The 19,442-nt window shown below is 72.1% G+C and carries 19 protein-coding genes; 12 read left to right on the forward strand and 7 right to left on the reverse strand.

Annotated elements, in window-relative coordinates; translation table 11 throughout:
• Positions 1-111 precede the first annotated feature (111 nt).
• Genes ODJ79_RS07225 through ODJ79_RS07235 form a run of 3 tightly spaced genes read left to right on the forward strand, consistent with a single transcriptional unit; the run spans position 112 to position 2,204 of the window.
• Positions 112-840, forward strand: a complete 729-nt coding sequence (locus tag ODJ79_RS07225) for an ABC transporter ATP-binding protein (protein ID WP_263022522.1) — start codon at positions 112-114, stop codon at positions 838-840.
• On the forward strand, positions 837-1,574 hold the full coding sequence (locus ODJ79_RS07230) for an ABC transporter permease (RefSeq protein ID WP_263022523.1): 738 nt from the start codon (positions 837-839) through the stop codon (positions 1,572-1,574). The genes ODJ79_RS07225 and ODJ79_RS07230 overlap by 4 nt, the downstream gene beginning before the upstream one ends.
• A 9-nt stretch (positions 1,575-1,583) precedes the next feature.
• Positions 1,584-2,204, forward strand: coding sequence for a TetR family transcriptional regulator (locus ODJ79_RS07235; RefSeq protein WP_263022524.1), 621 nt, complete (start codon positions 1,584-1,586; stop codon positions 2,202-2,204).
• A 33-nt stretch (positions 2,205-2,237) separates the two neighbouring features.
• On the opposite strand, the gene ODJ79_RS07240 is transcribed toward ODJ79_RS07235, so the two are convergent.
• Positions 2,238-2,963, reverse strand: a complete 726-nt coding sequence (locus ODJ79_RS07240; protein WP_263022525.1) for a DUF2470 domain-containing protein — start codon at positions 2,961-2,963, stop codon at positions 2,238-2,240.
• 94 nt (positions 2,964-3,057) lie between these two features.
• Between ODJ79_RS07240 and rpsD the strand changes: the two genes are divergently transcribed.
• Positions 3,058-3,666 (forward strand): 30S ribosomal protein S4, encoded by a 609-nt coding sequence (gene rpsD / locus ODJ79_RS07245; protein ID WP_263022526.1) that lies wholly within the window; start codon positions 3,058-3,060, stop codon positions 3,664-3,666.
• A gap of 42 nt (positions 3,667-3,708) precedes the next feature.
• Here rpsD and ODJ79_RS07250 read toward each other — a convergent pair whose 3' ends face one another.
• Entirely contained in the window at positions 3,709-5,505 is a 1,797-nt protein-coding gene (locus ODJ79_RS07250) for an ABC transporter ATP-binding protein (RefSeq protein ID WP_263022527.1), read from the reverse strand.
• The gene (locus tag ODJ79_RS07255) at positions 5,502-7,292 is read right to left on the reverse strand and encodes an ABC transporter ATP-binding protein (protein ID WP_263022528.1); all 1,791 of its coding nucleotides are present in this window, start codon (positions 7,290-7,292) and stop codon (positions 5,502-5,504) included. Before ODJ79_RS07255 ends, ODJ79_RS07250 begins: the two co-directional genes overlap by 4 nt.
• Positions 7,293-7,391: 99 nt before the next feature.
• On the opposite strand from ODJ79_RS07255, the gene ODJ79_RS07260 reads away from it, so the two are divergent.
• Both ODJ79_RS07260 and ODJ79_RS07265 read left to right on the forward strand, forming a co-directional pair.
• Positions 7,392-8,024 (forward strand): TIGR03085 family metal-binding protein, encoded by a 633-nt coding sequence (locus ODJ79_RS07260; protein ID WP_263022529.1) that lies wholly within the window; start codon positions 7,392-7,394, stop codon positions 8,022-8,024.
• Positions 8,025-8,092: 68 nt separating this feature from the next.
• Positions 8,093-9,376 carry an APC family permease gene (locus ODJ79_RS07265; protein WP_263022530.1) on the forward strand — a complete coding sequence of 428 codons (1,284 nt, stop codon included), beginning with the start codon at positions 8,093-8,095 and terminating at the stop codon, positions 9,374-9,376.
• Here the strand turns inward: ODJ79_RS07265 and ODJ79_RS07270 are convergent.
• Positions 9,268-10,671, reverse strand: a complete 1,404-nt coding sequence (locus ODJ79_RS07270) for a PLP-dependent aminotransferase family protein (RefSeq protein WP_263022531.1) — start codon at positions 10,669-10,671, stop codon at positions 9,268-9,270. The two genes, ODJ79_RS07265 and ODJ79_RS07270, sit on opposite strands and share 109 nt — an antisense overlap.
• A 200-nt stretch (positions 10,672-10,871) precedes the next feature.
• On the opposite strand from ODJ79_RS07270, the gene ODJ79_RS07275 reads away from it, so the two are divergent.
• Positions 10,872-12,089, forward strand: coding sequence for an MFS transporter (locus tag ODJ79_RS07275; protein ID WP_263022532.1), 1,218 nt, complete (start codon positions 10,872-10,874; stop codon positions 12,087-12,089).
• Here the strand turns inward: ODJ79_RS07275 and ODJ79_RS07280 are convergent.
• Positions 12,086-12,979 carry a carbohydrate kinase family protein gene (locus ODJ79_RS07280; RefSeq protein ID WP_263022533.1) on the reverse strand — a complete coding sequence of 298 codons (894 nt, stop codon included), beginning with the start codon at positions 12,977-12,979 and terminating at the stop codon, positions 12,086-12,088. The two genes, ODJ79_RS07275 and ODJ79_RS07280, sit on opposite strands and share 4 nt — an antisense overlap.
• Positions 12,980-13,119: 140 nt before the next feature.
• On the opposite strand from ODJ79_RS07280, the gene ODJ79_RS07285 reads away from it, so the two are divergent.
• Positions 13,120-14,943, forward strand: a complete 1,824-nt coding sequence (locus tag ODJ79_RS07285; RefSeq protein ID WP_263022534.1) for an AMP-dependent synthetase/ligase — start codon at positions 13,120-13,122, stop codon at positions 14,941-14,943.
• Positions 14,944-14,945: 2 nt separating this feature from the next.
• Here the strand turns inward: ODJ79_RS07285 and ODJ79_RS07290 are convergent, their stop codons facing one another.
• A complete protein-coding gene (locus ODJ79_RS07290; RefSeq protein ID WP_263022535.1) occupies positions 14,946-15,800 on the reverse strand; it encodes a sigma-70 family RNA polymerase sigma factor in 855 nt (284 codons plus the stop codon).
• Between the two features lie 76 nt (positions 15,801-15,876).
• On the opposite strand from ODJ79_RS07290, the gene ODJ79_RS07295 reads away from it, so the two are divergent.
• Both ODJ79_RS07295 and ODJ79_RS07300 read left to right on the forward strand, forming a co-directional pair.
• Entirely contained in the window at positions 15,877-16,218 is a 342-nt protein-coding gene (locus tag ODJ79_RS07295; RefSeq protein WP_263022536.1) for a VOC family protein, read from the forward strand.
• A complete protein-coding gene (locus ODJ79_RS07300) occupies positions 16,211-16,663 on the forward strand; it encodes a pyridoxamine 5'-phosphate oxidase family protein (RefSeq protein ID WP_263022537.1) in 453 nt (150 codons plus the stop codon). Before ODJ79_RS07295 ends, ODJ79_RS07300 begins: the two co-directional genes overlap by 8 nt.
• Before the next feature lie 121 nt (positions 16,664-16,784).
• Here the strand turns inward: ODJ79_RS07300 and ODJ79_RS07305 are convergent, their stop codons facing one another.
• Positions 16,785-18,239, reverse strand: a complete 1,455-nt coding sequence (locus ODJ79_RS07305; RefSeq protein ID WP_263022538.1) for a PLP-dependent aminotransferase family protein — start codon at positions 18,237-18,239, stop codon at positions 16,785-16,787.
• A 59-nt stretch (positions 18,240-18,298) separates the two neighbouring features.
• Here ODJ79_RS07305 and ODJ79_RS07310 point away from each other — a divergent pair, with 59 nt between their 5' ends.
• Together ODJ79_RS07310 and ODJ79_RS07315 are read left to right on the forward strand one after the other, a co-directional pair.
• On the forward strand, positions 18,299-18,916 hold the full coding sequence (locus ODJ79_RS07310; protein ID WP_263022539.1) for a YczE/YyaS/YitT family protein: 618 nt from the start codon (positions 18,299-18,301) through the stop codon (positions 18,914-18,916).
• Between the two features lie 75 nt (positions 18,917-18,991).
• The gene (locus ODJ79_RS07315) at positions 18,992-19,420 is read left to right on the forward strand and encodes a hypothetical protein (protein ID WP_263022540.1); all 429 of its coding nucleotides are present in this window, start codon (positions 18,992-18,994) and stop codon (positions 19,418-19,420) included.
• Positions 19,421-19,442 lie beyond the last annotated feature (22 nt).

A 19,442-nucleotide genomic window follows, 5' to 3' on the forward strand; every position in this document is an offset into this window, starting at 1 on the left:
GGCGCAACCATGCACCCGGGCCGTCCGCTGCACCGGGGACTTGTCATATCCCGTACATCTTGGTGTTTTGCTCTTGCCGTCGAATTCAACATGCGGTGAAATCAACGTGTGATGAATTACCAGAGTGCGATCGAGGTGTCCGGCCTCGTGGTGGAGCGGGGGAGGCGGCGCGTGCTCCACGGGATCGACTGCTCGATCCCGGTGGGGAGCGTGACCGGGTTGCTCGGGCCGAGCGGCAGCGGCAAGACGACGCTGATCCGGGCGGTCGTCGGGGTGCAGATCGTCAAGGCGGGCACCGTGACGGTGCTCGGGCAGCCGGCCGGGAGCGCGGCGCTGCGGCGCACGGTCGGGTATGTGACGCAGGCCCCGAGTGTTTATGCGGATCTGTCGGTGCGGGAGAACGCGCGGTACTTCGCCTCGCTGTACGGGCTGGGCGCGACCGAGGCCGACCAGGCGATCGCGGATGTCGGGCTCGCCTCGGCGGCGCGGCAGCTGGTCGGGAACCTGTCCGGCGGGCAGCGCAGCCGGGCGTCGCTGGCCTGCGCGATGGTCGCCTCGCCGGAGGTACTGGTGCTGGACGAGCCGACGGTGGGGCAGGATCCGGTGCTCCGCGCCGACCTGTGGGCGAAATTTCATGAGATGGCGGCTCGGGGGACGACCCTCCTCGTGTCCAGCCACGTGATGGACGAGGCCGGTCGGTGCGACCGGCTGCTGCTGATCCGGGACGGCGAGATGATCGCCGACGACACCCCGGCCGGGGTCCGCGCCGCGGCCAGCACCGAGGACCTGGACGAGGCGTTCCTGCGCCTGATCCGCGAGCGCGAGGAGGTTGCGGCGTGAGTATCGGGATCACCCTGTCGACGTCCGGGCGCATCGTCCGGCAGCTGCGGCACGACCGCCGCACGGTGGCGCTGCTCATCGTGGTGCCGGCCGTGCTGCTGACGATCCTCTACTACATGTACGAGGACGTGCCGCTGCTCTTCGACCGGATCGCGCTGACCATGCTGGGCATCTTCCCGTTCGTGATCATGTTCCTGGTCACCAGCATCGCGATGCTGCGCGAGCGGACCAGCGGCACCCTGGAACGGCTGCTCACCACCCCGCTCGGCAAGGTCGACCTGCTGTTCGGGTACGGCATCGCCTTCTCGGTGGCGGCGGCGGTGCAGGGCGCGGTCGCCACCGGCGTGGCCTACTGGCTGCTCGGGCTGGACACCGCGGGCACCGCCGGGCTGGTCCTGCTGATCGCCGTGGTCGACGCGGTGCTCGGGGTGGCGCTCGGCCTGTTCTGCAGCGCCTTCGCCCGCACCGAGTTCCAGGCCGTACAGTTCCTGCCGGTGGTGGTCATCCCGCAGCTGCTGCTCTGCGGGCTGTTCGTGCCGCGCGAGGCGATGGCCGGCTGGTTGCAGGCGATCTCCAACGTGCTGCCGCTGACCTACGCGGTCGACGCGCTCCTGCAGGTCGGCAAGTCGGCCGAGGCCACCGCCACGATGTGGCGCGACGTGATCATCGTGGCCGGGGCCGCGGTGCTCGCGCTGGTCCTGGCCGCCGCGACGCTACGGCGCCGCACACCCTAGGAGAGGTCGTTGGTGAAGCGGAGCGGGCGGCGCCCCGGCAATCAGGACACTCGATCGTCCATTCTGGACGCCGCCCGCCGGAACTTCGCGGAGAAGGGCTTCGACAAGGCGTCGATCCGCGCCATCGCGGGCGACGCCGGGGTCGACCCGGCCCTCGTGCACCACTATTTCGGTACGAAGGAGAAGCTGTTCCTGGCTTCGATGAACGCGCCGATCAACCCGGGCGAGTTGATCCCCGAGGCCCTCGCCGGCCCGCGCGCGCAGGCCGGCGAGCGGCTGATCCGGCTCGCCCTGACCGTCTGGGACTCGCCGGCCGGCTCGGCGGCGCTGGGCATGTTCCGGTCGGCGCTGTCCAACGAGTGGACGGCCCGGCTGCTGCGCGAGTTCGTGATCACGCAGATCCTCCGGCGGGCGATCGGCGAGCTGATCGTCGATCCGGCCGAGGCGCCGATGCGCGCGTCGCTGGTGGCCACCCAGATCGCCGGCGTCCTGGTCGCGCGGTACGTCCTGAAGATCGACCCGCTGGCGGGCGCCGACCGCGAGGTGATCGTGGCCGCCATCGGGCCGAACATCCAGCGGTTCCTCGACGACCCGATGCCCGAGGTGTTCAAGCGGGACGCCGCCACCTAGGATCTCTCCCGCCGATCGCGCGGGCGGACAGACCTAGCCGGCGCAGCGGTGGCAGAGCACCGGGTGCAGCAGGTGGGCCAGGTCGTGGCGGTCGGTGACCGGGCGCGGGAAGGCGAGCCGGGCCAGCCTGTCGTCGAGGCGTACCAGGAAGCCGTACCGGTCCATCCGGACCACCCGGGGCTCGCTCTCGGGCTGGAACGCCGAGCCGAGCTGGCGGCGCACGTACGCGCTCATCTCGGCCAGGTGATGGTCGGCCAGGTCGGCGATCAGGTCGAACTCGATCTGCCGCAGCGGGTCCGGGGTGGCCGCCGCGAACTCGTCGGGGTCCACGTCGACCAGCTTCTCGCCGCGCTCGTGCCGGACCTCGGCGACGTCCATCCGGTGCAGCACCTGGGACTCGCCGACGTCGAGCAGGTCACCGGAGGCGTCGATCTCGGCGTAGGCGAGCGCGGCCTGCCGGGCCTCGTCACCGTCGAGCCGGGTCGCCCAGCCGGAGACCCAGACCCGGCCGAACGCGGGCGAGCCGGCGACCGGCGGCACGTCGGTGACGTCCAGCACCAGCGCCGTGTCCCCGGCGCCCGGCTGCGGCCGGAGCGCGGTCGCGACGGCCCCGCCGGCCGGGGAGAGCAGCAGCACCCGGCCCTGAGCGTCGGTCACGTGGCGCACCGGGATCGGGCCCGGGCGGCAGGCGATGTGCGCGACCGCCGGCAGGTGGCCGGCCGCGATCGTGCGGGCGACCTCGGCAGTAGTGGGCTGCATGGCTGGTACCTCCGCGGACGGGTTAGGCTTGCCTTAGTAAGGTGAGGCTAACCGTAGCACCGGCCTCGAGCGCAAGTGACCCTTCGGAGACTTCATGAACAACTCTCGGCCCAAGGCCAAGCTGTCCCGTGCCCTCGGCATCCCGCTGACGCCCAAGTGCGTGAAGTATTTCGAGAAGCGGCCGTTCCCGCCCGGCGTGCACGGCCGCGCCCGCCGCAAGGCCTCGGACTACCAGGTGCGACTGCTGGAGAAGCAGCGCCTGCGGCACCAGTACAACATCAGCGAGGCGCAGATGCGCAAGGCGTACGAGGACGCCCACCGCGCCGAGGGCAAGACCGGCGAGGCCATGGTCACGCTGCTGGAGCGCCGGCTCGACGCTGTGGTGCACCGGGCCGGGCTGGCCCGCACCATCTACCAGGCGCGCCAGCTGGTCGTGCACGGCCACTTCACGGTCGACGGCAAGAAGGTGGACCGGCCGGGCTTCCGGCTCAAGCCGGGGCAGGTCGTGCAGGCGCGCGAGTCGAGCCGGGCGAAGCCGCCGTTCCAGGTCGCCGCGGCCGGCGCGCACCTGGACGGGCCGACCGCGCCGTACCTGTCCACCGCCCTCGAGGAGCTGCGCACCACCCTGCTGCGCGTCCCCGAGCGCAGGGAGGTCCCGGTCCTCTGCGACGAGCAGCTGGTCGTGGAGTTCTACGCCCGATAGCCGCGGCGGTGGAGTCGGCCGGATCGTCGGCCAGAGCGCGTCCTACTGACCGGCGCCTTGGCCAGGGCCATGGGACGAGCGGGTCTGCTCGAGCCAGGACGCGTAGAGCTTGGCGTAGATCGAGCCCTCCTCGGCGACGAGCACGGCGTGCGGGCCGCGTTGCACGACGCGGCCCGCGTCCACCACGATCACCTCGTCGGCCGCCTGCGCGGTGGAGAGCCGGTGCGCGATCGCCACCGTGGTCCGGCCGCGGGTCACCAGGTCGAGGGCGCGCTGCAGGCGTACCTCGGTGGCCGGGTCGACCGCGCTGGTCGCCTCGTCCAGCACCAGCAGGTCCGGGTCGGCGACGTAGGCGCGGACCAGCGCGACCAGCTGCCGCTCCCCCACGCTGAGCGCCTCGCCACGCTCGCCCACCGGGGTCTGGGTCCCGGCGGGCAGGCCGGCCAGCCAGTCGGCGAGACCCAGCTCGTCGAACGCGATCCGCAACTGCTCGTCGGTGAGCGACGGCTCGGCGAACCGGATGTTCTCGGCGATGGTCGCGTCGAACAGGAACCCGTCCTGCGGCACCATCACCACCCGCGAGCGCAGCGACGAGAAGCGCACGCTCGTCAGCGGCGTGCCGGAGAGCAGCACCTCACCGGAGGCCGGGTCCATCAGCCGGGTGAGCAGCTTCGCGAACGTGGTCTTGCCGCTGCCGGTCTCGCCGACGACCGCGTACTTCTTGCGCGCCTCCATCGTCAGGTCGACGTCGGCGAGCACGATCGGCCCGCCCGGATAGCGGAACGACACGTCCCGGAACCGCACCGACAGCGGGCCGGGCGGCAGCGCGACCCCCTCGTCGTCCGGGTCGGCGACATCCGGCGAAAGATCAAGCACATCGAGGACGCGACGCCAGCCCGCGACCGCGTTCTGCGCCTCGTTGAGCATGTCGGTCGCGATCTGCACCGGCTGGATGAACAGCGTCACCAGGAACAGGAACGCGGTCAGCTCGCCGACCGTGAGGTGACCGCCGACGCCGAGCAGCGTGCCGACCACCACCACCGCGGCCAGCGCCAGACCGGCGCCCAGCTCGCCCGAGGAGAAGCTGGTCACGCTGGTGCGCAGGGCCCGCTGCTGTGCCACCCGCAGGCTCTCGATCGAGGTGTCCAGGCGCTTGCCGGTGCGGCCGGAGACCCCGTACGCCCGGATCACCATCGCGCCGACCACGCTCTCCGCGACCGCGCCGAGCATGACGCCGGTCCGCTCGCGGACCGCGCGGTAGACGGCCGCCAGCCGCTTCTGGAAGAGCCGGATCACCGCGACCGCCGGGCCGAAGGCGAGCAGCACGACGATGGTCAGCTGCCACGAGTAGAAGAGCATGACCACGGTGGACACCAGCAGCTGACCCGAGGAGAGCAGCAGTTGCACGCCGCCGAACTGCAGGAACTGGGAGATCTGGTCGACGTCGCTGGTCACCCGGGACACCATCGAGCCGCGCCGTTCGGACTGCTGGTGCAGCATCGACAGGTCGTGGATGTGCCGGAAGGTGCGCGAGCGCAGGGCGCCGAGCGCGGTCTCGCTGACCGTGAACAGCCGGCGGGTCATCAGGTAGCCGGCCCCCGTGGAGATCATCAGGACCACGAGGCAGGCCGCCACGACCTCGAAGACGTAGCCGAGGTCGGGGCCGCCGGCGGCCCGGATGCCGTGGTCGATGCCCTGCTGCACGGCGATCGGGACGGCCACTTTGCCGAGCATCTGCACGATGGCCAGCGCGATCGTGCCGGCCAGCCCGGGACGCAGCTCGGGCGAGAGCGACAGCCCTCGCTTGACGGTCGCAAAGGTGCCCTCGGCGCTGCTCATGCCTCGACCCGTTCCTGCTCGGCCTTCTCGTACGCGGTCACCAGGTCGGCGTACCCGGGGTGGGTGGCCAGCAGATCGGTGTGCGTGCCGGTGGCGACCACCTTGCCCTGCTCCAGGTAGATCACCTCGTCGGCCAGCGCGATCGTGGCCCGCCGGTACGCCACCACCAGGATCGAGGCACCGGCGTCCCGGCCGCGCAGCGAGCCGAGAATGGCCGCCTCCACCCGCGGGTCGACGGCGCTGGTCGCGTCGTCGAGCACCAGCAGCCGGGGCCGGCCGGCCAGCGCCCGGGCCAGGGTGATCCGCTGGCGCTGGCCGCCGGAGAGGGACGTGCCGCGCTCGCCGACCGCGGTGTCCAGGCCCTCGGGCAGCTTCTCGACGAACCGGTCGGCCTGGGCCAGGCGCAGCGCCCGCCAGGCGTCGTCCTCGCCGACCCCGTCCCGCTCGAGGGTCACGTTGCCGCGCACGGTGTCATCGAAAACAAACGGAATTTGCGGTACGAGCGCGGCCGTGCCCGCCAGCGACGCCTCGGTCAGCGACGGCAGCGCTTCGCCGTCCAGCCGGATCGTGCCGTCGGCCGGGTCGACCAGGCGGATGGCCAGCGAGGCGATGGTTGATTTGCCGGATCCGGTCGGGCCGACCAGGGCGACGGTCTTCCCCGCCGGGACGGTGAAGGACACGCCGTTCAGGACCAGCGGGCCGTCCCCGTACCGGAAATCGACGTTCTCAAACGCCAAAGCCGCCGCTTCGCCCGATTTTTCCAGCTTTATCGGGCCGTAGTGCAGATCGCCGGTGCTACTCAAAACCGCCTGCACGCGATCCCAGCCGGCGACGCTGCGCGGCAGCTCGGCGACCACCCAGCCGATCGCCCGCACCGGGAACGCCAGCACGGTGAACAGGAACGCGACGGTGACCAGCTCGGACACGCTGATCGCCCCGGATTGCAGCCGCCACGCCCCGAGCAGCAGCACCGCCAGGGTGCCGACGCTGGGCAGGCTGTCCATCACCGGGTCGAACAGGCCGCGCAGCCGCCCCACCGAGATCAGAGCGTCGCGCAGCTCGGTCACGAACACCGCGAACCGGCGGGACTCGTCCTCCTCGCGGCCCATCGTCTTGACCACGAGCGCGCCGTCGAAGCTCTCGTGCGCCACCGCACTGACCTTCGCGCGCATGTGCTGGGCCCGGATCTGCCGGGGCGACATGTGCCGGGAGTAGACCACGTTCAGCCCGAACAGGGCCGGGAACAGCGCCACCCCGACCAGCGCCAGCACCCAGTCGGTGAGAAACAGCGCGAGCACCGCGGCCAGCACCATCACGATCGTGCCGACCGCGAACGGCAGCGGCGCGATCGGCACGAACGCGGCCTCCACGTCCGAGTTCGCGTTGGACAGCAGGGTGCCGGTGGCGTGCGACTGGTGCCAGGACGGCGGCAGCGACAGGTAGCGGCGGGTCACCGCGCGGCGATAGCGGGCCTGCAGCCGGAACTGCATGAACCCGGCGCCGAGCCGGCGGCCGAAGATGCTGGCCACCCGCAGCGCGCTGATCCCGAGGAAGACCGCGGCGACCAGCGCCAGCGTGCCGGCCCGGACGTGCTGATCGGCGAAGGCGGGCACCACCACGTGCCCGACGACCGCGCCGACGACGTACGAGTTGGCGATGATCAGCAACCCGAAGAGGCTGCTGCCGACGACCCCGACGGTGAACAGGCGCGGCTCGTCCCGAATCGCTTGCCCGAGCACCCGCAGTCCCCGTCCCAGCACGTCCCGGCTGGCCCTGCTGCTGCTCAATGTCCCAACCCGATGTGTAAGCCTTCGCCGGGAGCACCGGCCTTACCGAACAATCCTGCCGCCGTTTACACCCGTGACAATGTGTCTACCATCACGTTCGTGACTGCGTTTGCCCGAGAAGAGCGTCAGCGCCTCGCCGACCTCCTGCTTCAGGTCGGCCCCGACCAGCCGACACTCTGCACCGGCTGGACCACCCGCGACCTCGCCGCGCACCTGGTCGTGCGCGAGCGCCGGCCGGACGCGGCGGCCGGGGTGATCCTGCCACCGCTGCGCGAGCACGGCGAGCGCATTCGGCGCGCCACCGCCGCCCGCCCGTTCCCCGAGATCGTCGCCGACGTGCGGAACCCACCCTGGTGGAGCCTGGTCAGCAACCCGCTGCTGGACGAGCTCACCAACACGGTGGAGTTCTTCGTCCACCACGAGGACGTACGCCGGGGCGTGGCCGGCTGGCAGCCGCGCGACCTGGCCGAGGACCACGCCCGAGCGATCTGGCGGGCCGTGCAGTTCACCGGCAAGATGGCGCTGCGCCGGGTGCGGATGCCGGTGCGGATCCGCGAGGCGAACGGCTACGGCGAGTTCACGGTCGGCGGCGAGAGCGCTCAGCTGATGGTCGTCGCGCCGGCCGGCGAGCTGGCCCTGTTCCTCTCCGGCCGGCAGGGGGCGGCCCGGGCCGAGGTCGAGGGCCCGGCCGAGCAGGCCGAGCGGCTGCGCGCGGCGAATCTCGGGGTCTAGCTATTGGACCAAGCCACTGGCACCGGATTGGCCCAGACGTCGAGCCAATCGGGCCGTAGGTTCGACCCATGAAACTCACCGTGGCGCAGGGCACCGCGCTCAGCGTCGGCGCCGTCCTCGGCACCGGCGTGATCTCGATGCCCGCCCTCGCGGCCGGCGTGGCGGGCCCGTCCTCGCTGGTCAGCTGGGCCGCGCTGATCCTGCTCTCGGCGCCGCTGGCCCGGACGTTCGCGGCGCTCGGCGCGCGGTACCCGGACGGCGGCGGCGTCGCCACGTACGTCCGGCTCGCCTTCGGTGCCCGGGCGGCGGCCGCGGTCGGCTGGTGTTTCTACTTCGCCGTGCCGCTGGGCGCGCCGGCCGCGGCCGCGTTCGCCGGCAACTACGTGGCCGACGTGCTCGGCGGCGGCCGCCGTACGGTGATCGCCACCTTCCTGGCGATCGTCGGCGTGGTCTATCTGATGAACTGGTTCGGCCTGCGGGTCTCCGGCCGGGTCCAGCTGTGGCTCACCGGAACGCTGGCCGTCCTGCTGCTGGTCACGGTGGTGACCGCGCTGCCGCACACCAACTGGCACAACCTGACCCCGTTCGCGCCGCACGGCGTGGCCGGGATCGGGGCGGCCGCGGCGGTGCTGGTCTGGGGCTTCGCCGGGTGGGAGGCGGTGTCGTCGCTCTCGCCCGACTACCGCAACCCGCGGCGGGACGTGCCGCGGGCCACCGCGATCGCGGTCGCCGTGGTCGGGGTGCTCTACCTGGCCGTCGCGGCGACCAGCGTGCTCGTGCTCGGGCCGGCCCTGGGGCAGAGCCCGGCGCCGCTGGCCGACCTGCTCGCGGTCGGCGTCGGCGGCCCGGTCCGGATCGTCACGGCGGTCGTCGCAGTGCTGCTCACGGTCGGCGCGGTCAACGCGTACCTGGCCGGCGCGTCCCGGCTCGGCGCGGCGCTGGCCCGGGACGGCGCGCTGCCGCCGAGGGTGTTCGGCACCACCCGGCGGTCGCTGACCTTCGTGCTGGTGGCGAGCCTGGGCGCGGTGGCGCTGCCGGTCCGGCTGCAGACCTCGATGCTGCTGGTCACCGGGTGCTTCACGCTGGTGTACGTGCTGGGCACGGCGGCGGCGCTGCGGCTGCTGCCGGCCGGACCGTCCCGGACGTGGGCCGCGGTGGCGTTCGCGGCGGTGCTCGGGCTGCTGGTGCTGACCGGGAGGCCGGCGCTGCTCAGCCTGGCGGTGGCGGCCGGGGCGGTCGCCTATCAGGCGTGGCGGGCGAGGAGACCGGCGAAGATCGCCATCCCCTCGCCGATCAGCGCGGGGTCGATCGCGCCGAACCCGACCACAAAGCCCTCCTGCGAGGTGGCGTAGCGGCCGAGGTCCTCGATGGCCAGTCCGCTCTTCCCGGCCGCTGCCACCACCGGAGCCGCGTGGCCCCGCCGCAGCAGCGCGGTCACGTGCAGGCCGGCCGACGCCGGCAGCACCTCCAGTTCCGGCATCGCCGACAGGTGCGCGCAGATCTCCGCATGCCGCCGGCCGTAGTTCCGCCCGGCCCGCCGGACGTGCCGGGCGAGCAGACCCTCGTCGATGAACCGGGCCAGGGCCGCTTGCAGCGGCGGCGACCCGTACCCGTCGTTCAGCTGCCGCGCCGCGGCCACCGCCGCCCGCAGCCCCGGCGGAACGAGGACGAACCCCGTGCGTACGGCCGGAATCATGCTCTTGGAAAAGGTGCCCGCGTAGATCACCCGCCCGGCTTCGTCCAGGCTGAACAGCGGCTCGAGCGGCCGGGCCGAGAACCGGAACTCGCTGTCGTAGTCGTCCTCGACGATCGCCACCGGCCGGCGGGCGGCCCAGTCGAGCAGCTCCCGCCGCCGGGCGAGGCTCATCGCCCGGCCGAGCGGGAACTGGTGCGACGGCGTCGCATAGACGAGCCGGCACCCCGCCGGCAGCGCCGTCACGACCAGGCCCTCCTCGTCGACCGGCACCCCCACCACGCGGCAGCCGAGCGCCTCGAAGAGCCGTCGGGGCGGCGGATATCCCGGCTCCTCGACGGCCACCACGTCGCCGGCTCGCAGCAGCACCCGCGCCACCAGGTCGAGCGCGTGCTGCGTGCCGTTGGTGACCACGACGTCGTCGGCCGACACCCGCACCGACCGGGCGTACCCGAGATAACGCGCGATCGCCGCCCGCAGCGCCGGATGCCCCTCCGGCCCGGCGTAGACCCCCGGGTGGTTCGCGCCCGGCCGCATCTCGGCGGCCACCAACCGGCGCCAGGTGTCGAACGGGAACAGCCGCGCGTCCGGAATCCCGGTGCGGAAGTCGTACCGGGGCGTCGCCGTGTCCGCGCTCGCCGGCGCCGGTTCGATCGCCCATCCGCGGCGCGGCCGCAGCGGATCGGCCGCCGCTGCGCGGGCCGGCCGGGACGCGGCCACCGAGGCCACGAACGTGCCCGACCCGACCCGCGACGTCAGGTAGCCCTCCGCCACCAGGCGTTCGTAGGCGGTCGCCACGCTTCCCCGGGAAACCCCGAGATCGATCGCGAGGGTACGGGTGGCGGGCAGCCGATGCCCGCGCGGCAGCCGGCCGTCCACAATGGCCGCCCGCAGCGCACGATAGACGGCCACGGTCTTCTCGCCCGCCGGGAACGCCTCGATGACCAGATCCACCGCCCCATTCTGATATGGGCAAAGCGATATGCCGGGCGCCCGGCAAAGGTCAAATAGGCTCCGTGCATACGGAACGGGGGTCGTCGCGCTGACGTGCCACGAACACGGAGACGGCCCGCCGACCGCTCCCGGCTGTTGCATTAATCGGCGTCGGTAAATACCTTACGCTAGGTGACCCTTCTGCCACCGAGCGGCGTGCCGTGACCACCACTCTCTGGCGTAACCGGGAGTTCAACCTCCTGTGGTCCAGCCAGTCGCTCTCCGACCTCGGCAGCGCCGTCGCCCAACTGGCCGTCCCGCTGCTGGTGCTCGAACGGACCGGCTCCGCGGTCAAGGCCGGCGCGGTCGGCACCACCGCCCTGGTCGTCAAGCTCGCCATGCGCCTGCCGGCCGGCGTCCTCGCCGACCGGATCGACCGCCGCCGCGCCCTGCTCGCCTGCGACGTGGTCCGCCTGATCGCGTTCCTGCTGCTGGCCGCCGCGGTCGTGACCGGCCGCGCCGACCTCGCGGTGATCATCGCGGTCACGGTCCTGGACGCCTGCTGCACCGCGCTGTTCAACACCATCGAGCTCGCCTCGATCCGCAGCATCGTGCCCAGGTCCCAGCTGCCCTCCGCGGTGGCCCGCAACGAGGCCCGCAGCTACGGCGCCTCGCTGGCCGGCCCTCCGCTGGGCGGCGTGCTCTTCGGCATCGCCCCGGCACTCCCCTTCGTCGGCAACGCCCTGTCCTACCTGGTGTCGTTCGCCGGCGTCGCGCTGATCCGCCGCCCGCTCCAGGCCGAACGCGACGATCGGCCGCCCGGCCACGCCGCCGCCCTGGCCGAGGGACTGCGCTTCGTCTTCGGCAACCCGTTCCTGCGCGCCGTCCTGATCATCGCCGCCCCACTGAACTTCGCCCTGAACGGCGCCATCTTCACGATCATCGTGACCCTCCAGCACCACCGCGTCGAACCCGGCGTGATCGGCCTGACCGAGACGATCGTCGGCGTCGGCGGCCTGGCCGGCGCCTTCGTGGCCCCGGCGCTCCAGCGCTGGCTCCCGTTCACCCGCCTGATCCGCGTCATCTGCTGGGCCGCCGCCGGCGTCCTGGTGGCCAGCGCGTGGCTCACCGGCATCGCCGCCGCCGTCCCGGTGGCGCTCGCGGTGTTCCTCGGCCCGTCCTGCAATGCCGCCCTCTTCGGCTACCAGGCCGCCATCACCCCCGACCACCTGCAGGGCCGAGTCCTGAGCGTCATCTTCCTCGCCGCCATGTCCGCCTCCGCCGCGGCCCCGCTGCTCTCCGGCGTCTTCGTCACGGCCTGGGGCAGCTCTCGCACGATCCTCGTCTTCGCCGCGTCGGTGGCCCTGGCCGCCTTGACCGCCACCCTGGCCGCCGGCATCCGGACCATGCGCCCCCTGGAGGAGCCCGCACCTACCTAGGCGTCCGCCAGCCGGCCGTCGACCCGGGCCCGCAGCGTCGCCCGGTCGATGAAGCTTTCCGCACCGACCGCCCGGGTACAGGCGAAGGCCCCCGCAACCGCCGCCTCCCGCAGGCAGACCTCGTCCGCCGCACCCGCCAGGAAGGCCGCCAGAAAGGCGGCCGCGAAGGCGTCGCCCGCCCCGTTGGTGTCCACCACCGGCGCCCCCGGATCCGCGGCGGCCTGATGCCGGGACCCGGCCCGGGTGTACAGCGTCGCCCCCTCGGCCCCGTCGGTGACCACCACGTGCGACGCCACCCCGTCGGCCAGCACCCGCTCGGCCGCGCCCGCAGCCAGCTGGACCGCGCTCATGAACACCAGGTCGGCGCCGAGCGCGAAATCCCGGTGGTACGGGTTCACCCCGTCCCAGTCGTGCAGATCGGTGGAGATCGTGCACCCCGCCTCGCGCAGCACCGGCAGCAGGAACCGGGCCCAGTCCATGATTGTCACGTGGGCGTGGCGGGCGGCGGCGAGCGGCTCCGCGTACGTCTCCGGCGGCAGGCGGTAGCCGGGGACGTCGCGGCCGTCGTAGATCGACAGGCGGCGCCCGTCGGGGCTCATCAGGTTGACCGCGCGACGGGTGCCGCCCGGCGAGACCGCCGCGTGCAGGGGTATCCCCCAGGCGGCAAAGGCCGAGGTCACCCGGCGTCCGGCGTCGTCGTCGCCGATCGCGTCGGCGAGCGCCACCGGTACGCCGAGCGCCCGCAGCGCCAGCGCCACGCAGGTACCCGTGTGGGACACGTCGTCGTGGATGGGTCCGGTCGGCCGGGCCGAGTCGGCACCCAGCACGGGAAGGCCGGGCACCGGGACGACGGTGTCGATCCCGGTACCGCCTAGCACAATGACGCTCATACTTCGCGAGGCTACCGGCGGGTTCGTCGATAAACTGACCAGCGTGGCGTGGTACTAGCCTGTTGACCGCACTTTCAATACTCTGCGGTAACAAACGCTTAACCCCCGTCCCCCGGCTCAAGTGCAAAAGGCGGCGCCCGATGGCTCTCGAGGTTCCTTACCGATCGATTCCCGACATGTTCTTGAAGCGCGTGGCGGCGACTCCGAACGGTCAGGCGTTCGCGACGCCGACGGCGGACGACACCGGCATGGTCTGGCACACCTGGTCGCAGGTGGGCGAGCGGGCCAAGGCGATCGCGGCCGGCCTGCACGAGCTGGGCGTGGGCCTCGAGGACCGGGTCGCGATCCTGGCCGGCACCCGGTACGAGTGGGTGCTCGCCGACCTCGGCATCAACTGCGCCGGGGGCGCCACGACGACGGTGTACCCGACCACCGAGCCCGAGGACGCGAGCTACATCGTGGCCAACTCGGGATCAAAGGTGCTGATCGCGGAGAACCCGAAGCAGGCCCTCAAGATCTCCGGCGCCGAGACCAGCGTCACCCACGTGGTGCTGCTCGACGGCCCGGCCGACGCGGGCGCCACCCCGCCGCAGCTGACCCTCGCCGAGCTGGAGGAGCGCGGCGCCGCGGCCCTGCGCGACAACCCCACGATGATCGACGAGATCGTCGCCGGGGTCGGCCCCGACCACCTCGCCACGCTCATCTACACCTCCGGCACCACCGGCCGGCCCAAGGGCGTCCAGCTGCTGCACAAGGGCTGGACCTGGGAGGGCGTCGCCCAGGAGGATCTCGGGCTGTTCGAGTCGACCGACCTGCAATACCTGTGGCTGCCGCTGTCGCACTCGTTCGGCAAGACGCTGCTCTGCGGCATCATCCACGTCGGCGTGCCCACCTACATCGACGGCCGGGTCGACAAGCTGGTCGACATGCTGGCCATGGTCCAGCCGACGCTGATGTGCGCCGCGCCCCGCATCTTCGAGAAGGTCTACAACAAGACCGTCACGACCGCGCTGGAGGCGGGCGGCGCCAAGGCCAAGATCTTCAGCTGGGCGGTGGCCACCGGCAAGCAGAAGGTCGCGCTCGAGCAGGCCGGCAAGCCGCTGCCGGCAGCCCTCAAGCTGAAGTACGCGGTGGCCGAGAAGCTGGTCTTCTCGAAGCTGCAGAACCGGCTCGGCGGCAAGCTGCGGGTGCTGGTCAGCGGTTCGGCGCCGCTGAGCCGGGACATCGCCGAGTTCTTCGCGGCCGCGAACCTTCCGATCATGGAGGGGTACGGCATGACCGAGACCAGCGCCGGCAACTTCGTGAACCGGATGGGCAAGCTCAAGATCGGTACGGTCGGGCAGGCCCTCGGCGACCTGGAGTGCAAGATCGACTCGGACGGCGAGGTCCTGCTGCGTGGCGCGCCGGTGATGAAGGGCTACCACGATCTCCCGCAGGAGACGGCGGAGGCGTTCACCGAGGACGGCTTCCTGCGTACCGGTGACATCGGCGAGATCGACGCGGACGGCTTCCTGATGATCACCGACCGCAAGAAAGACCTGGTCAAGACGTCCGGCGGTAAGTACATTGCGCCGTCGGCGATCGAGGGCATGTTCAAGGCGGTCTGCCCGTACACCTCGCAGGCGGTGATCATCGGACAGGCCCGCAACTACGTGAGCATGCTGATCTCGCTGGACGAGGACGCGATCGTCTCCTGGGCCAAGGGCGGCCCGCTCGACGGCAAGCCGTACGCGGACGTGGTCGCCTCGGCCCAGGTCCAGGAGCTGATCGACGGCTACGTACAGGAGCTGAACACCAAGCTCAACCGGTGGGAGACGGTGAAGAAGTTCGCCATCCTGCCGCGCGACCTGAGCATCGAGGCCGGCGAGATCACCCCGTCCATGAAGATCAAGCGGCGGAGCGTGGAGACCAACTTCGCCACTCAGATCGACAAGATGTACGAGGGTTCGTTGGCTCAGATCTAGAGCTAGACAAACTCGATCTCGAGGGCGGCCAGGGTCGCCGGGTCGGCAAGCTGCTCGATCCCGGTGACGTGGCCGCCCTCGATCGTGAAGACGAACGCCACCTTCGGCTCGCCGCGCAGCGCCCACACCAGGCCGGGCAGGCCGTCGATGAGCGCGGTCCGCAGCGCCTTGGCCCGCCCGTTGAAGACCCCGGCCACCTCGCTCGGGCCGCTCACCAGGGCGCTCACGCCCATCGTGACCGCCGCGGCGTCGGCGCGCAGTTGCACCGACGGATCGAGCAGCTCCAGCAGCGCCGAGAAGTCCCCACCGCGCGCCGCCGCCAAGAACGCATCCACTATTTCGCGCTTTCGGCCGATCTCTCCCTCGATGGCGGGGTCACTACCCTGCACCCGCCGCCGGGCCCGGCTGGCGAGCTGCCGGGCCACCGCCGGCGACGCCCCGATGATCTCGGCGATCTCCGGGAACGGCACCGCGAACATGTCGTGCAGCACGAACGCGAGCCGTTCCCGGGGCCCGAGCGTGTCCAGCACCAGCAGCAGCGCCGGGCCGAGCGCGTCGGCCAGCACCGCCTCCTGCTCCGGGTCGGCGGTCTCGGCGGCCACCACCGGCAGCTCGGCCGGGTCCTCCCGGCGGGCCTGACGCGAGCGCAGCATGTCCAGGCAGACCCGGGAGACGACCGTGGTCAGCCAGCCGGTCAGGTTGTCCACCTCGGTGGTGTCCGAGCGGCTCAGCCGCACCCAGGCCTCCTGCACCGCGTCGTCGGCCTCGTGCGCCGATCCCAGGATCCGCTGCGCCACCTGCCGCAGGTGCCCCCGGTCGGCCTCGAACCGTGCCGCCAGGATCTCCAGCTCGCTCATCGTCACACTCTCCGCTCGGCGTCCGTCATAGCCTTTGACGGACCGGAGCGGTCCGCTGTGACAGAAGGAGAGTCCCATGGCTATTCGCACCATCACCGTCCCGGTCAAGGACCTCGAGGCGGCGACCGCCCTCTACACCAAGCTGCTCGGCGTCGACCCGTACATGGCCTCGCCCTACTATGTCGGATTCCGCCCCGAGGGCTCGCCCGAAGTCGGGCTGAACCCGCACGGTGACCTCGCCGCCGGGCCGATCACGTACTTCCACGTCGGCGACATCAACGCGACGGTCGCCGAGCTCACCGCGGCCGGCGCGACCGTCGAGCAGGAGCCCCGCGACGTCGGCGGCGGCGGCCTCACCGCGCACCTGCGGGACGGCGACGGCAACCTCATCGGCCTGTTCCAGGGCGCCGATGCCTGACCAGCCGCGCCCGCGGATCCGGCGCAAGTCGGACGTGCTGGCCCGGCTGGCGGCTCCGGTGGCCGACTGCTGGGTGGCCACGGCCGGCGGCGACGAGCCCTACCTCGTCCCGCTGACCGCCGCCTGGCACGACGGCCGGATCATCCTGGCCACGTCCCGGCGCTCGCCCACCGCGCGGAACATCACCGCGCACGGGCGGGCCCGGGTCGGGCTCGGACCCACCCGCGACGTGATCCTGATCGACGCCACCCTCGACGAGACCATCCCGGTCGCCGACTCGGGCACGGTCGGCGAGGCCTACGCGCGGCAGAACGACTGGGATCCCCGCGAGGCCGGCGAGGGCTTCGTCTTCCTGGCCCTGCGCCCGCGGCGCATCCAGGCCTGGCGCGAGGAGAACGAGCTCCCCGACCGCCTCCTCATGCAAGACGGTGCATGGCTGGTCTAGGCGGTTCGCTTCCGCTGCTTTTACCGTACGGGTGAGCGAAGTCCCCGGTGTGCCAGGGCCGCACGCTGCAGCAACAGCTCCGACCCCGGCCGCCGGGTGGGCCCGGCCCAAGACCCCGAAGCTAGGCGATCACCGCAGGCGTTCGCCAGGCGGGCCGTGCGCCGCGGTCGAGGTCGTAGCGCACCGACGCGATCCGGCGGACCGCCTCGATCAGCGTCTCCTCGTCGAGGGCGAACGGCAGGCGCAGGAAGCGCTCGAGCGTGCCGTCGAGGCCGAACCGCGGTCCGGGCGCGAGCCGGACGTCGACGTCCTCGGCGGCACGGGAGAGCGCGCTGGAGATCGGCCCGTCCAGCTCGGCCCAGAGCATCACGCCGCCGGCCGGCACCGTGAAGCTCCACTCCGGCAGCTGCTCGCGCAGGGCGGCCACCAGGGCGTCGCGCCGGCCCCGCAGCTGGGCCCGGCGCGCGGCGACGATCTGCGGGGCCTGGTCGAGCAGGCGTACCGCGACCAGTTGCTCGAGCACCGGACTGGCCATGTCGACGCCCACCCGGATCGCGGCGAGCCGCTGCACCAGCGGGGCCGAGGCCCGCACCCAGCCGATCCGCAGGCCACCCCAGTACGCCTTGCTCATCCCGCCGATCGACACCACCCGCGAGTGCCGGTCGAAGACGGCGACCGGCGGCGGCATCTCGGCGCCGTCCAGCGACAGGTCGACGAACGACTCGTCGACGATCAGCTCGGTGCCGGCCGGGTGCGCGGTGGCGACCAGCCGCTCGCGCAGGCCGGCGTCCATCAGGTGGCCGGTGGGGTTGTGGAACTCCGGGATCACGTACGCGACCCGCGGCCGGCCCTGCCGCAGCGCCCCGAGCAGCATCTCGCCGTCCCAGCCGGTCGCCGCGTCGAGCCCGTGGGTGCTGATCCGCGCGCGCCGGGCGGAGAGCGCGGCCAGCGCGTTCGGATAGGTCGGCGACTCGACCAGCACCGGCGCGCCGGCCGGCACGGACAGCCGCAGCACCAGGTCGAGCGCCTGCTGGGTGCCCGCGGTGATCAGGATCTGCTCGGCCGAGGTGGCCACACCGCGGGCGGTGTAGCCGGCCGCGACCGCCTCGCGCAGCTCGACCAGCCCGGTCGGGTGGTAGCCGGCGCTGCCCAGATAGCGCGGCAGGTCGTCGGCGGCGGCCCGGGCCGCGCCGACCAGCTCGTCGGGCGCGGGGGACGCGGCCACCCCCAGGTCGATCACGTCGGCCTCGTCGCCGGCCGCCCACAGGCCCGAGGTGACCACCCGGTGGCCGTGCGGCAGGGTGGTCCAGCTGCCGGCGCCGCGCCGGCTGGTGAGGTGACCGGTCTCGCGGAGCGCCCGGTACGCGGCGCTGACCGTGGTCCGGCTGACCCCGAGGGCCTCGGCGAGTTCCCGCTCTGCGGGAAGCCGGACGCCGAGCGGCAGCCGCCCGTCGGAGAGCAGACCGCGCACGGCGGCGGCCAGCGCGGCGTAGTCGGGGCTGCGGTGGCGGCCGGGCAGGGAATGCCACTGACCGAGCAGGCGAGCCAGTTGGGCGCCACGCACCGAGCTCGTCACAGCCACCTCCGGCGAATTGGCTCTACGACTGTCGTCAATTGGCCTTCAGAGTGGCATTCATGAAGGCTATCGGCAACCGAGATCGGCGTCTCATTCAACTCTTCACCGGTTTGGTGCTCTACGGGTTCAGCATGGCCTTCATGGTGCGATCCGACCTCGGTCTCAATCCGTGGGACGTCTTCCATCAGGGGCTGTCCAAGGTAACCGGGATCAGCTTCGGCTGGGTGGTGATCCTGCTCGGCGTGCCGATCCTGCTGTTCTGGATCCCGCTGCGGCAGCGCCCCGGCTTCGGCACGATCGCCAACCTCGTGGTGATCGGCTTCGTGGTGGACCGGGCGCTGGCCCTGCTCCCCGAGAGCTCCGGCATCTCGGCCCGGGTCGGCTACCTGACCGCCGGCATTCTGGTCAACGGGCTCGCCACCGGCCTGTACATCGGCGCCGCGATGGGTCCGGGCCCGCGCGACGGGCTGATGACCGGGATCGTCAAGCGCTTCCCCCGGCTCTCGATCCGCTTGGTTCGTACCAGTATCGAGTTGTCCGTCCTCGGTGTCGGGTTTCTGCTGGGCGGCACGGTCGGGATCGGCACCGTCGCGTACGCCCTCGCGATCGGCCCGCTGGTGCAGTTCTTCCTGCCGCTGTGCACGGTCCGGGCGGCCCCGGAGACCCAACTGGCCTGAATGGACCGTCACGGCTCGGTGATCATCCGGACACATTTGCTTCCGGGCGCGGCGGCGGCGCGGCATCATTGCCGCATGGGGGCTGGCGGCTGGCAGTGGAACGACGCTTGGATCTTCGTGTCCGCGGTCATCGCCGAGCGCCTCGAGCGCGACCGGGCCGCGCACGCCAGCCTGCCGATCACCGGGGCCGGCCTGGCCGACGTGCTGGCCGCCGCCGACTTCCTGCACCACGCGGTCCCCAGCCGCCAGGAACTGCAGGATTCGGTACGCCGGCTGGCCGGCGCCGGACTGCTGATCGTCGAGGACGACCTGATCGAAGTGGCACCGGCCGGTGAGCAGCTGTGGCGGACCCGCCCGTTCAGCGGCCTGTCATCGGCCGTAATGACGCTCCAGGCCCAGCTCAATCGGGCCAGCACGCCGGGCGAGTCGGATTGGACCCTGGACGAGAAGACCTACAACGCGGCGGTCCGGGAGTATTCGCATCGGCTCGCTGACGGCCGCTAGGCGTCGTCGCCGCAGGGGTTGG

The sequence above is a fragment of the Actinoplanes sp. KI2 genome, from assembly GCF_025630775.1.
In the GTDB taxonomy this organism is placed as follows: Bacteria; Actinomycetota; Actinomycetes; order Mycobacteriales; family Micromonosporaceae; genus Actinoplanes.